General features: G+C 60.1%; 12 protein-coding genes. 8 read left to right on the forward strand and 4 right to left on the reverse strand.

Going from position 1 to position 13,524, the window contains the following annotated elements; genetic code table 11:
• Positions 1–14: 14 nt before the first annotated feature.
• Both ACP7BZ_RS19480 and ACP7BZ_RS19485 read right to left on the reverse strand, forming a co-directional pair.
• Complete coding sequence (locus ACP7BZ_RS19480; protein ID WP_426116216.1) at positions 15–1,556, reverse strand: XrtA system polysaccharide chain length determinant; 1,542 nt, start codon at positions 1,554–1,556, stop codon at positions 15–17.
• Positions 1,557–1,827: 271 nt separating this feature from the next.
• The gene (locus ACP7BZ_RS19485) at positions 1,828–2,088 is read right to left on the reverse strand and encodes a hypothetical protein (protein WP_426116218.1); all 261 of its coding nucleotides are present in this window, start codon (positions 2,086–2,088) and stop codon (positions 1,828–1,830) included.
• Positions 2,089–2,123: 35 nt separating this feature from the next.
• Between ACP7BZ_RS19485 and ACP7BZ_RS19490 the strand changes: the two genes are divergently transcribed.
• From ACP7BZ_RS19490 to ACP7BZ_RS19525, 8 genes are all read left to right on the forward strand, one after another.
• Complete coding sequence (locus ACP7BZ_RS19490) at positions 2,124–2,930, forward strand: S1 family peptidase (RefSeq protein WP_426116219.1); 807 nt, start codon at positions 2,124–2,126, stop codon at positions 2,928–2,930.
• A 232-nt stretch (positions 2,931–3,162) separates the two neighbouring features.
• Positions 3,163–3,747, forward strand: coding sequence for an XrtA/PEP-CTERM system exopolysaccharide export protein (locus ACP7BZ_RS19495; RefSeq protein ID WP_426116468.1), 585 nt, complete (start codon positions 3,163–3,165; stop codon positions 3,745–3,747).
• Between the two features lie 179 nt (positions 3,748–3,926).
• Positions 3,927–4,511, forward strand: coding sequence for a hypothetical protein (locus ACP7BZ_RS19500; protein WP_426116221.1), 585 nt, complete (start codon positions 3,927–3,929; stop codon positions 4,509–4,511).
• A gap of 42 nt (positions 4,512–4,553) precedes the next feature.
• A complete protein-coding gene (locus ACP7BZ_RS19505) occupies positions 4,554–4,829 on the forward strand; it encodes an HPr-rel-A system PqqD family peptide chaperone (RefSeq protein ID WP_426116223.1) in 276 nt (91 codons plus the stop codon).
• Positions 4,826–5,752, forward strand: coding sequence for an HprK-related kinase A (locus ACP7BZ_RS19510; protein WP_426116225.1), 927 nt, complete (start codon positions 4,826–4,828; stop codon positions 5,750–5,752). The genes ACP7BZ_RS19505 and ACP7BZ_RS19510 overlap by 4 nt, the downstream gene beginning before the upstream one ends.
• A complete protein-coding gene (locus tag ACP7BZ_RS19515) occupies positions 5,749–6,840 on the forward strand; it encodes a nucleotidyltransferase domain-containing protein (RefSeq protein WP_426116227.1) in 1,092 nt (363 codons plus the stop codon). The genes ACP7BZ_RS19510 and ACP7BZ_RS19515 overlap by 4 nt, the downstream gene beginning before the upstream one ends.
• Positions 6,841–7,136: 296 nt before the next feature.
• Entirely contained in the window at positions 7,137–8,132 is a 996-nt protein-coding gene (locus ACP7BZ_RS19520) for an EDSAP-1 family PEP-CTERM protein (protein ID WP_426116229.1), read from the forward strand.
• Between the two features lie 126 nt (positions 8,133–8,258).
• A complete protein-coding gene (locus tag ACP7BZ_RS19525) occupies positions 8,259–9,812 on the forward strand; it encodes an FAD-binding oxidoreductase (RefSeq protein WP_426116231.1) in 1,554 nt (517 codons plus the stop codon).
• Positions 9,813–9,827: 15 nt separating this feature from the next.
• Here the strand turns inward: ACP7BZ_RS19525 and ACP7BZ_RS19530 are convergent, their stop codons facing one another.
• Together ACP7BZ_RS19530 and prsT are read right to left on the reverse strand one after the other, a co-directional pair.
• On the reverse strand, positions 9,828–10,607 hold the full coding sequence (locus tag ACP7BZ_RS19530) for an N-acyl amino acid synthase FeeM domain-containing protein (protein WP_426116233.1): 780 nt from the start codon (positions 10,605–10,607) through the stop codon (positions 9,828–9,830).
• Positions 10,608–10,811: 204 nt separating this feature from the next.
• The gene (gene prsT / locus ACP7BZ_RS19535) at positions 10,812–13,517 is read right to left on the reverse strand and encodes an XrtA/PEP-CTERM system TPR-repeat protein PrsT (RefSeq protein WP_426116235.1); all 2,706 of its coding nucleotides are present in this window, start codon (positions 13,515–13,517) and stop codon (positions 10,812–10,814) included.
• Positions 13,518–13,524: the final 7 nt, after the last annotated feature.

Consider the following 13,524-nt stretch of genomic DNA (forward strand, 5'->3'; position numbering starts at 1 on the left):
CCGTGCTCGTCCGCTTACAGCGAAGGTCGAATCAGAATGGCGGCCATGACGGCGCCGTAAGCCCCGAACAGGGCAAAAACGGCGGCGCCCATTGCATACAGGCGGCCACGGCGTTTCACTTTTTGCTCGTTGGTCCAGTTCATGCCGATGCTGCCAAGAATTGGAATGCCGGTGACGTCACGCAGCGACGCCTGGCTGAGGAAGGTCGGTCGGATCTGGCTGAGCAGTAGCGCGACCGCCAGGCCGGCAATGAGCGCACCGGCAAACACCAGCGAAAACAGGCGTGGACGATTCGGCCCGGCCGGGGTCAGCGGCACCGTCGGCGGGTCGATCACGCGGAAAGTGAGCATGTCGGTGGCCGAACTGAGGTCGCCCGACAGCTTGGCCGTCTCGCGCCGTTCCAGCAGTTTCTGGTAATTGCTCTGGTTGACCTGGTAATCGCGGTTGAGCTGGGCCAGTTGTGCTTCCACTTCCGGCGCTTCGGCGCTGCTCGAGCGGATGCGTGCCATGCGCGAGCTGTACTCGTCGACACGGGCGCGCAGCGATGCCACGCGCGCTTCGGCCACCGACAGCGCCACATTCATTTGCTGCAGCATGGGGCTGTAATTGGCGCCCGGATCGCCACTTTTCTTGCGTTTTTTCGCTTCCGCCGACTTTTGCGCTTCCAGGCTGGCCAGCAGGCGCTTGGACGCAACGATGTCGGGGTGGGCTTCGGTGTACTGCAGGCGCAGGGCGTCGAGTTGCTTGTTAATGGCGGCAATCCGTGAGGCCAGTTCCGGGTTGACGTCGTTGTTGTCGACCGCGTCGGCACTGACCACCGGTGCCGGCTCGTCGCCGGTGATCTGGCGCTTGATGGCGTTGCGGCCCTGTTCGGCTTCGAGCAGTTCGAGCTTGGCCTGGTTGAGCAGATCGGCCAGGTCACTGATCTTGCCGCTGTAGTCGCCGCCCGATTTTGGCAGCATGCCCATATTGCGAATTTTAAAATCTTTGAGGGCCGTTTCAGCGGCGGTCAGCTTTTGTTCGTAGCCCTTGATCTGGTCTTCGATAAATTGCACGGCTTTTTCAGAATCCTGCTTCTTGCCGCCGAAACTGCCCTCGACAAAAATCGTCAGCAGCGACTGCACCACATCCTTGCCCAGCTTCGGGTTGGGGTTGTTATAGGTGATGGTGTAAATGTCGTCACGCTCGGTACCGAGAATCTTGATCTTTTCAATCAGCTCATCGACCAGCTTTTCATGGTCCTTGGCATTGGTGGCCTTGACATCGAGGTCGACCATGCGCATGACGCGCTCGACATTCGGGCGACTGATCAGGGTGCGGCGCATGAACACCACCTGCTGATCGAGGTTGGGCATCGAGGTCATGCCAGAGAGCAGCGGCTTGAGGATGCTCTGGGTATCGACGTAGACCCGGGCCGATGCCTGATAATCATTCGGCAATTTATAGACGACCGCCCAGCCAATGATGGCGACGACCCAGGAAATGATCACGGCATACCAGCGGTATTTGCCGATCGCTTTGAGGAACGCTAATACTACGGCTGTCAGTTCTGCCATCTCGGTAATCTCGCCATCTGGGTGCTGCAGGGGGTTGGGCGCGCGCTAGCGGAGCCATGGGACGCGCAGGGAATTGAACGTATCATCGCTTGTACCGAAAGCAATTGCAATTGCGTAATAGAAAAACTATGCTTACCGTGCAAGAAAAACCACGGCGTCTTCCACAATATTGCCAAGCACTCTTTGGACATCCTCAAATTGTGATGGATTAGTCAATGCCGAGGCTAAAAAATATCTGGTTTAGAAGTCACACATTGTATTGTTGCACTCGTTAAAACGCCAGAAATAATGCAATTAACACAAAGTGTTGCGCATGTTGCAAGTGGTGCAGCACCACTTGCAGTGTAAATTTGATATTATTTTTCTGATTTTCCGTTACTTTTAGGGGTGATCTGTGCGACCATTCACCGCGCCCCCGGACCAGCAGAAGGACGGCATCATGGCGCTGGCGCATCGGCGGTGGTAGCGCTTTATCTGCTATCGTCGGGCACGAATACGTGTGTATATAAAGCAAAATTGAGCTGGTGCGCACGCCGACTGTTGTTACTCCCTGCTTTCGACGACTTTATGTTGATACACTTATTGCAATTTCGTGGCACCTGCGCCACTAACCGCTTCGGGCGGGGCGCCGGCCTGGCCGTGATGCTCGGCTGCTTGCTGCTGGGCAGCGCGCACGGCGCTGACTTGCCTGCTGTCGTCGCCGCCTTCAAACCCTCGGTGGTGGGGGTGGGCAGCTTTGTCAAGACGCGTAGTCCGGCCGTCAATTTTTCTGGCACCGGCTTCGTCGTCGGCGACGGTTTGAGCGTGATTACCAATGCGCACGTGGTGCCCGATGTGATCGATACGGAAAAGCGCGAGGCACTGGGTGTACTGGTGCGGCGCGGCAACGAGACCGAGTTCCGTGCCGCCACCGTGGTGGCCATCGACAAGACCCATGACCTGGCCCATTTACGGCTCACTGGCGCCCCCTTGCCGGCGGTGAAACTGGGGCAGGACAGTGATGCCGCAGAAGGCATGGACCTGGTATTTACGGGTTTTCCCTTGGGGATGGTGCTCGGTTTGCATCCGGCCACCCACCGCGCCTTGCTCGCGGCCATTACGCCGATCGTGATGCCGTCGCTCAGTTCAAAATCGCTGGATGTGCGCATGATTGCTCAGTTGCAGCGTCCGCCTTTTCAGATCTATCAGCTCGATGGCACCGCTTACCCCGGGAACAGTGGCAGCCCGGTGTATGACCCGGGCACCGGCGTGGTGCTGGCAGTAATCAATATGACCTTTGTTAAAGGTCTGAAGGAAACTGCCATCACCAATCCGAGTGGCATTTCATACGCCATACCGGTCAGCTATGTGCGTGATTTATTGCAACAAAAATAGGCTTGAAGAAAATATTTTCAGCTGTCGTGCGCCGCTGCTGCAAGTTGGATGGGGTAAAATACAGCGCATTAAAAAGTATTTAAATTACAATTCCCGGGCGCTCTCGCTAGTGCAGTCCGGTTAACAAAAACGCATTTGTGGTCGCGCACGCCGCGCCGCCGCCTGCCATTTAGGGGATTCTGACGTGAATATTTTTAAAACAAGCACCATCAAGTCGCTGGCCATCGTTGCCATGCTGTGCGGCGCTGTGGCATTGACGGGTTGCGCCAGCACTCCCCTGGCGGCAGCCCCGGCGACGCCAGCCGCGCCTGCGCACGACTATCTGATCGGCCCGGGCGATACCGTGTCGATCACGGTGTGGCGCAATCCTGAAGTGTCGATGTCGGTGCCGGTGCGTCCGGATGGCAAAATCACGACCCCGCTGGTGGAAGACCTCGATGCCAGCGGCAAGACGTCGACGCAACTGGCACGCGATATTGAAACCGCATTGAGCAAATATATCCAGCAGCCCGTGGTGACGGTCATCGTGACCAGTTTTGTTGGCACCTATGGCGAGCAAATCCGGGTGATCGGCCAGGCCGCCAAGCCGCAAGCGCTGTCGTATCGGCGCGATATGTCGCTGATGGATGTGTTGATCGCGGTCGGTGGCATTACGGAATTTGCGTCCGGTAACAAGGCCAGCATTATTCGCAATGTCGACGGCAAGATGCAAAAAGTTCCCGTGCGTTTGAATGACTTGATCAAGGATGGCGACATTTCCGCCAACATCGCGGTGCGTCCCGGCGACGTCCTGGTGATCCCGGAAAGCTTCTTTTAAGCTGTCGAGAATTTTTACACCCTGCAATTTTATTGTCGGGAGTTGCGCTGCAAGTCCTTGAAAAGTAACAGAGTTTTTGGATGGCGGCAGCTGGAACGAATATTGCTACGCTGTTGCTACACTGTAATCGGGAGAGCGTTCATGCTTCCCTGCTGCTGCTACCATTTGAAGGAATGAGCGTGTCTATAGAACAAACCCCAGGCGATGGCGGCAAGCCCGCAGTCCCCGAGCATACCGCCGCTTCGCTGTCGGCCGCTGGCAACGCCCGCCGTCGCTTTGCCAAAACCGCCGCTCTTGGCTCGACGGGCGTGGTGCTGACCCTGGTCAGCCAGCCGGGCATGGCGGCGCTGACCTGCAAGTCGCCTTCGCGCAATATGTCGAAGCTGGGCAGTGTGCATCCGAGCGACAGCGCGGCTTGTTCCGGTGTCGGTCCCTTGACGTGGTACAAGAGCGGCGCCTGGCCGTGCAGCCAAAGTGCGTGCTTCGGTCACATCTTCCCGTGCAAAAACGCCACCTACGCATCGACATCGCTCAAGGACGTGCTGGGAAATACCAACACCGACGATATCTCGAAGTTCGGCGCGGCGCTGGTCGCCACCTATATGAACGTGCAGTCGGGCAAAATCGGTTTCCTCACCCTGGAAGACGTGATTTCGATGTACACCGAAATCCAGAGCAAGTATCAATACAAGCCGAGCGCCACCGTCACCTGGAGCATGGCCGAGCTGACCACGTATTTGCAATCGACTTACATGGAATCCTGAGTTTCGCTGCAAGTCGACGTTTTGCTTTCTTCCTCTTCCTCAGTGCCAGCGCGACGCTGGCGGCTGCGCCCCGGGCAGCAGGTACTGCGCCGCCAGTGGGGCGACGAATGCGTGGTTTTCAATAATCTGTCAGGCGACTGCCACCTGCTCGACGCGAATGGCTACGACGTGCTGGTGTGCCTGCAAAACAGCGCCGAGCCGATGGACACGGCGGCCCTGGCCAGTCGATTCAATCTCGACGATGCCGACGAAGTCGATGCCCTCGAACGGGTGCTGGCCGGACTGGCTGGCTGCGAACTGATCGAGGCGCTGGCGTGAGCGAAGTAACAACGGTGGCCAGCCTGTCGGCGGCCGAGCTGCGCCAGCGCCTGGCCGGTCCCGGCCTGTACCTGCGCACCGGCCCTTTTATTAACCACATTGCTGCCGTTAATGCGCCGATTGCCCATGGCATCGGCTTGATGTATGCCGACTATAGCCTTGCCGAATCGACTGAGTTTGCCGATTTTCACCTCGGCTTTCACAGCTCGACCGGCTGGCGCCGCTGGTGGCGTCCGCAAGTGCGGTTTACCAATGATGGCGAGCGTCCGTTCACGCCGCTGCCGTTCGAGCAGGGCTACGCGATGTTCGAATGGATGCTCAACTGGTGTGTTTCCAGCCGCGCCCACGAATACCTGATGATTCACGCCGCCGTCATCGAGAAGGATGGTTGCGCGGCGATTTTGCCAGCCCCGCCCGGTTCCGGCAAAAGCACCCTGTGCGCCGCGCTGGTGCACCGCGGCTGGCGCTTGCTGTCGGACGAATTAACGCTGATCCGCCTGACGGACGGCCAGATCGTGCCGTTGCCGCGCCCCATCAGCCTGAAAAATGCCTCGATCGACATCATGCGCGCCTACCTGCCGGCGCCTGTGTTCAGTCCGCCCGCCGATTACACCCATAAGGGCACGGTGGCGCACCTGAAGCCGCCGGCCAGCAGCGTGGCGCGCGCCGGTGAAACGGCACGGCCGGCGTGGATCGTGTTTCCGCAGTACGCCGCCGGCGAAGCGGCCGTGTTGACGCCGATGGCGCGTGCGCGGGCTTTCATGCAGCTGGCCGACAACGCCTTCAATTTCAGCCTGTTGGGCGCCGACGGCTTCAATGCACTGGCGGCGCTGATCGAGCGCAGCGATGCCTTCAGTTTTCGTTACAGCGTGATCGACGAAGCGATCGACATATTCGCCGGGTTGCGGCCATCGCAGCCATGAGCCGGCCGCTGCCCTTGCTGGTGCGGGTGCTGCGCGCGCCCGCCGCCCTCGCTCCTTTCAGCCTGGCCGACTGGGACATGATCTTGCGCCAGGCGCTGGCCGCCAACCTGAGTGCCGGCCTGTGGGCGGCGCTCGACGAGGCCGGTGTGATCGATCAGGTGCCGGCGCCGGCGCGCACCCACCTGGCATGGGCGCGCCGGCTTGCCGAACGCCATGCCAATGCCGTGCACTGGGAGGTGGCGCAGATTGCCGCCGCCCTGGGCAAGCTCGCTATGCCGCTGATTTTGCTCAAGGGCGCAGCCTATGTTGCCAGCGGCGCAGCGGCGGCTCGCGGCCGCTTGTTTTCCGACATCGATATCTTGGTGCCGAAAGAACAACTGGCAGAGGTCGAACATGCCCTGTTGATGCACGGCTGGCGCGGCGGCCACCACGACGAATACGATCAGCGCTATTACCGCGAATGGATGCACGAGTTGCCGCCGATGCAGCATGTCAAGCGGCAAACCATGATCGATGTCCACCACGCCATCCTGCCACCGACCGCGCGCCACCATCCCGATCCACGCTTGCTGCGTCAAGCGGCGGTGACGGTGCCGGCCGATCTGCCCTTGATCTTGCAAACGCTCGATCCCGTCGACATGTTGCTGCACAGCGCCACCCACCTGTTTTATGACGGTGAGACCGACAAGGCCCTGCGCGACATGGTCGATATCGACCGCATGCTGCGCGCTTTCGATGCCGATCGCTGGCAGCGGCTGGCGGCGCGTGCCGTCGTCCTCGAATTGCAGCGGCCGCTGTTTTATGCCTTGCGCTATGCCGCCTGGCTGTTCGGCACGCCGGTACCGGCCGCCGTCATGGCCGCCGCCACTGCCAACGGCAGTCCGAACGCCATCCTGCGGGCGCTGATGGATGGGTTGTTTCAGCGCGCCTTGTTGCCTGATCACGCCAGCTGTGATCGTACCGGCACGCGGGCGTCGCGCTGGCTGCTGTATGTCAGGGGAAACTGGTTGCGCATGCCGCCGCTGATGTTGGCGCGCCATCTTTTTCACAAAGCATTTGTTACTCCCAAGACCACGCCAGCAGCGTGAGTTTTTGGGGGCTGGCATCGGCTTGCGCAGCGCAACCGGCCGCTGACGCCCCACGCGGTATCAATCAATATTCGCTTGGCAAGCTTCGCGCAGCGAATGGTGATCAATCCGTCCAGCCTGATGTTGCATCTGTAAATTAATTTTCGTTCAATAATGTCGGGAAATCTTACAGTGCATGATGTGGCATCGAGGAACACCTGGATAACTCATTGATTTTAATCATATTAGATTGGCTGGCACGGTACCTGCTTATACACCGACAAGCAAGTCAACGAATTCCACCCTGGAGCCTTACCATGAATCTCAAAAAAATCTTCCTCGCGGCATGCATCGCCAGCGCTGTCGTCTCCGTACCTGCTTCGGCTGGTGTCCTGGGCGTGGCTGACCTGGCCATTACCGGCCTGGCGCTGGTAACCGCAACCACCGGCAACGGCACCCTGACCCCTGGTCAGCCTATCGTTGGCGGCATCAAAATCGTTGGTGATCAGCGCACCGGTTCGGCAGCCGCCAACTTCAACAACGTGCAAGCCATCGGCGCTGGCGACGGCAGCATCACCGGCAACGTCGATACCATCGACGTCAAATATCGCTGCGCCGGTCCTGACTGCGCCGCTGCCGCTGCCCTGTACGCCGCCGGCGGCCAGGCTGTCGGTACCACCGATGCCCAGCCTGAAAACAACCTGCACACGCACATCTCGACCCCAACCCTGAACTTTGCAATGGGTGACATGGTCATCGCCGGTACCGCCGTGAGCGGCCCAGGCGCCAACGGTCTGACCCGCGCCGATTCGTCGGTTGCCGCCTCAACCAACAAAGGTGGTGCGAGCGGCAGCATCAACAACGGCGTGGAAGCGCAGTCGTCGACTTCGTTCCAGCTGCTCAGTGGCGCTGACGTCGGAAGTTCGGTCAACGCCCAGTTCTCGCTGAGCTACGACGTGTTCCGCAAAGTCTTCATTGATCCTGCCAATGTCAACACCAAAGGCATCGCAACCGCCGGCACCAGCTTTATCCTGGAGCTGAGCAGCAACGATCCTGATTTCATCAGCATGACATTCGCACCGACCATCTTGAATGGCAACTTCAGCAGCTTCAGCGCCGCTGGTAATAAAGAAGTCAACCAGAGCGGTACCGCCCTGTCGGATTCGCGCGTGTTGCGTGCTGGCTTCACCTACACCGTCACCGTGACCCAGTCGTCGCTGTCGTCGGCGTCGGAAGTGCCAGAGCCAGCCAGCGTTCTGCTGATCGGTCTGAGCCTGCTGGGCCTGGGCGTCGCCCGTCGCCGTCGCGGTTAATGACCAAGGCGTGGCCCCGCTACGCAGGCATTGCCCTGAAAACCTCCGCCCTTACCGGCGGAGGTTTTTGCTTTTACGGAACAGTTTCGGTTAGGATAGGGTTTTATTCGGACGCCGCTCCTTCCCATGACTGATGCCACGTCTTCTCGCAGCACCGATAACATCAGCGGTCATGCGCAGCCGCTAGCGGGCCTGCACCGGCCCACCAGTGTCGCTGCGGTGGCGGCACTGGTCGTACAGGCGCGGCGGGACGGCACGGCCTTGTACCCTGTCTCGACGGGCTTGAATTTTGGCTACGGCGGCAAGTCACCGGTACTGCCCGGTTGCGCGCTGGTTGACCTCAGTGGCATGAACCGCATCCTCAATGCGGGCGCCATTTCGCTGGCCAATCCGGTGGCGGTGATCGAGCCGGGAGTGACCCAGCAGCAGCTTTACGACTACCTGCAGGCACATTGTCCCGAACTCACGTTCAATGTCACCGGATCGGCGCGCGCCACCAGTATTCTGGGCAACGCGCTCGATCGTGGTGTCGGCTATTTCGGGCCACGCAAGGAAGACGTGTTCGGGCTGGAAGTGGTGTGCGGGTCAGGCAAGATCCTGCAGACCGGTTTTCGGCGCCTGGGCGAGCACTCGCCGCTGGCGCACAGCCACCCGTACGGCGCCGGCCCGATTCTCGATGGTCTGTTTTTTCAAGGTAACTTCGGGATCGTCACCAGTGCCTGCTTCCGGCTGGTGCCACGGCGGCCGTGCCAGGTGGCGCTATCGCTGTCCTTGCGCGACCCTGCCCAGCTGCCGCAGTTCATCGATCAGCTCGCCGCGCTCAAGCGTGAGGGATGTGTCGAGTCGGTCACCCATCTCGGCAACCAGGCCCGCACCCATGCGACACTGATGTATGGCATCACCGCCTACTTGAAGGAATATGGGGTGGCGCCAGAGCGCCTGCTTGCCGAGGCGCAGGCGGTGCTGATCACCATCGCCCCCGGCGAATGGTCCAGCCTCGGCGCAGTCACCGGCACGGCGGCGCAGGTCAAGGCCAACATGGCGGAAATCCGTCGCCGCATGAAATCGCTGGCCAAGGTGACCGTGGTGACCGAGCAAAAGCTGGCGCGCGGCTACCGCTTGTTGCACGCGCTGCGCTTCTGGCGGCCGGCACGCGCGCGCGCCGCTGCCATCGCCGCCGTGCGTCCCCTGCACGGGCTGGCGCTGGGCGTGCCCACGGATGCGGCGATTGACAATCTGCTGTGGCTGGCAAATGCCGCGCATTTGCCGGCCGAACAGCTTGACCAGTCCAGCTGCGGCTTGTTGTACATCAATCCGGCGTTGCCGCTGCAAGGCGCTTTCGTCGCCGCCACCATCGCCGATCTGGAGGCGCTCGCCCAGCGCCATGGCCAACGCCTGTACATGACCCTCAATATCGAGACAGCAACGTCGATGGTGGCGGTGATTAATCTGCTGTTTGACCGCACCGACAGCGCCGCCACGGCGCGCGCCCATGCCTGCGCCGATGCGCTGCTAGAGCGCATTCGCGCGCTTGGCCTGGAAGTGTACCGCGCCCGCGCTGACATGATGGCGGGGATGGTAGCAGGACAGCCGGATTACTGGGAGACGGTGCGCGCCTTGAAGACCGAACTCGATCCGGACAATATCATCGCGCCGGGGCGCTACAATCTGGCGCGCTGATGTCGTGGAACGGTGTCAGCCGATGTTGAGTAGGCGGTGGGCAATACCGCGCTCTTCGCTTGGCGAGAAAAAATACGGGTAGAGCGAGCGCTCGGTGCCGGGATTGCTGCTGGTGCCGCCCAGCCGTTCGATTTCGCGCTGGACATTGTCGATACTGGTCCACAGCAGGTAAGCAGGGGCGTTGACGCGCGGATTGCTGCGCACTTCGCACAGCCGCTTAAAACCCAGCATGGTTTCGTAATAGCGGCGGTGACGGGGATTGACCTCAATAAAGACGTCAGTGCAATTGTGCAGGTAGCGGCCGTAGATGAACAGGATATGGAAAAGCGAGGCGAGCGCCTTCTTCGAGCCTTCCGCAGGATCGAATGCAAGTTTGGTAATCTCGCAAACCTTCGCGCCGCGCGAGCGGAACTGGTCGATGTGATCTTTGAACACTTCGTCTGCCAAAATACCGATTTCTGAATCAATGCTCAGAGTGACCGTCCCGCGCACCACGCCGCCGTCATTGGCAGAAAGGGTGATGCGATTGGGGCGGTCTTCGACCTTGTGAGTGCCGGCATAACCGCGCCAGGCATACATCTTGTTAATCAGCAAGCTGGCAGAACTGCGTCCTTCATCTGTATCGGCCACGCGAATGCCAAATGTTTTGTTGTTGATAGCCACGTCGTGGATGCTAGCACACTCTGTGCCGCCGTCCGCTGTGCCGACGGTATTATCGGCAAACGGTTGGTCAACTTCCGAGTCAAAGCCGACCATTTCAACTGGTTTATTGTCGCGCGTCATCGTCGTCATCATCGTCTCCCCGTTGAAGCGCCCCTGACCGCCAAGATGTCGTATCCGGGGCGGTCTAGAATTGCATATTTGCTATCAATCGCTCGATGGTAACACCGTATTTTTCGACTGGCAAGTAATTTTACCACGCGGAAACTCTTGTGTCGTGATAGTGCGCGCCGTTGACATTGACGGCGCACAATCCCAATGCAAGCGCTCAGATCACGATTATTTTGCCGTCGCGGCGGCACTCGGCTTGCTCATCGCCGCAGCCAGGTGGGCACGGATGCTGCTATTTTTTGGTGCCAGCGACGCGGCTTTTTGCAAAATCGGCAGTCCCCGCGCCGTATTGTTTTGCTGCACCAGGATCCAGCCCAAGGTGTCCATCACCTCGGGCTGTTGCGGCGCGAGGGCGCTGGCCTGCTCGGCCGTCTGCAGGGCTTTGGGGTCATTGAGCTGCAGGTAGGTCCACGCCAGGTTGTTCAGCACGGCCAGATTGTTGGGTGAGCGCTTCAGCAGCGCCTCAAACTGCGATGCCGCTCCCAGATAATCTTTGCGTTTCAATGTCGTTTCAGCGCGGAACATTGGCACCAGCAAGTCATCGGCGTGGGTTTTTTCCCACTGCGCAATCAACTCGTCGGCCGCCTTGGTCTTGCCCGCTGCCACCATGGACTGGAACAGTTTGATCGCCACCGGTGCGCTATCGGCGGTGCCGATTGCCAGCTTGTATTGCGCCGTGGCCAAGTCAGGCTTTTTCTGTACCATCAGGATGTCGCCTTCGAGCAGGTGACCGGTGGCCGCCTGACCGGCAGTTTTTTGCAGCTGGCGGGCAATCGTCAGCGCGTCTGCGCTGTCGCCGCGTTCCAGCAACAACAGCGCCAGTTTCGCATTGGCATCGTGGAAATTCGGCTGCAGCGCCACGGCCTTGCGCAAGTCCTCGACCGCTGCGGTGCCGTTATTTAACTGCAGGTGCATCGCTGCCATCCGGTATTGCGCCTGGGCCGATTTGGGGGCGAGGCTGGCCAGCTTGCTGAATGACTCGAGCGCGCCTTGCGGATTGCCACTGGCGGCCTGCGCTTGGCCTAACAGGTCGGCCAACATCGGATCGCTCGGGTTAGCAATCTGCATTTTTCTGGCCACTGCCTCTGCCTTGGCAGCGGCGTTTTGCTGCATATACAGGCGGCCTAGTGCCAAGCCCAGGGGCACGGAGTCGGGCTGCTCGATGGCGGCCTTTTCCAGCAGACTGCGGGCTTCCTCAGGTTTGCCTTGCGACACCGCCAGTTCGGCGAGCGAACTCATGGCGATGGTGCTGGTCGGGTTCTTGGCCAGGAACGCTTGCAGCCGTTGCTTGGCAACCTCCGGCTGTTTGTTGGCCAAGGCCAGACGGGCGGCATGGCCTGCCGCCAGAAAATAATCGGCCTGGGCGGCCAGTGCCTTGTCAAATTCGGCGTACGCATTGACGGTGTCGCCGCTGGCGCTGTAAATGCGGCCTTTGGCATCATGGGCGATGGCGCTGTTTGGTTTGACCTTGAGCAAGCCATCGACTGCGGCCTGGGCTTTATCGAAATGGCGCAAACCCAGTTCAGTGTCGGCCAGCAAGATGGCGGGATCTTCTTGCGACGGGTCCATGTCAATCGCTTGTTGCAGGTCAACCAACGCGCCGGCCGTATCGCCGGTGCCCAGCTTGGTCATCGCGATGCCCATATGCAGCGGTGCCTGTTTCGGTTGCAGCGCCAGCGCCTTGGTGAAATAGGTTTTCGCTTTTGGATAATCGCCCATTTGCAGAAAGACTTGCCCGGCCAGGGTGAGCAACTCGGCGTTCCCTTCTGCATTTTTGAGCAAGGGATCGAGTACCACCAGCGCTTCAGCAGGGCGCTGTACTTTGGCCAGCAGGGCGGCGAGGGCGCCGCGCACGGGGGCGAAATCGGGGCGCGCCAGCAAATAGCTGCGGAAGTGGCGCTCGGCCTGGTCATACATTTCCAGGCGCATTTCGGCGGAAGCGGCCAGATACAGGGTCGGCAGATGGTCGGGGGCAACGCGCAAGACTTTTTGCATGCTGTCGAGCGAGGCTTGGTATTTGCCCAAGTTAAAGTCGAGCAGTGCTTGCAAATAATTGACCATCACCGAACCTGGGGTGATCTTGGCGGCACTGGCAATGTCCGCCTTGGCGGCGTCGGTTTTGCCAGTGGCAATCTCCAGGTTGGCCTTGTCCAGGTAGGCGCTGCGGTGCTTTGGCTCGAGGGCGACGATCTTGGCGAGGGTGGCAATCGCTTCTTCATTCTTGCCCTGGCTGCGCTGCAGTGATACGCGGAACTGCAGCGCATCGGTATTGGCAGGATGCTTGGCGATGGCGTCATCGGCGTAGCGTGTGGCGCTGGCAATGTCGTTGCGCGCCACCGCCAGCCCAGCCAGGCCCAGCAGGGCGGTGACGTTGCTCGGCTGCACTGCAATGACTTGATCAAACGCCGCTTTCGCCTTGTCCAGCTGACCACTCATCAGATAGGCGGTGCCACGTACTGCCGTCAGTTCGGTACTTGGCTTGGCATTGGCTTTTTCACTTTCTGCCAGTGCTTCTTGTGGCTTCTCTTGCGCCAGCAAGATTTTTACCAACACGGGCGCGGTGCGCTCGGTCGGCAGACCGAGCGCGATGGCGCGGCGAATCTCTTTTTCGGCCGAAGGAATGTCACCGACGGCGGTATACACGGTTGCCAGGCGCATGCGCACTTCGCCATCATCGGGACTTTGCGAAGCGGCATTTTTTAGCTGGATCAGGGCGGCGGCGTTATCCCCTTTTGACTGGTAGCTGTCGGCCTCGCCAATCAGCGACGCCGTACTATGGGTGGTTTTGCCACAGCCGGGCAGGCCGGTCAGCAGCAAAGCCGACATCAACAGGGCGGAGGCGCTGGTGGCCCGTGTGGAAGCGCGACGTGACATGTAAACC

It is taken from the genome of Massilia sp. PWRC2, assembly GCF_049896725.1.
Lineage (GTDB): Bacteria > Pseudomonadota > Gammaproteobacteria > Burkholderiales > Burkholderiaceae_D > JAFCUW01.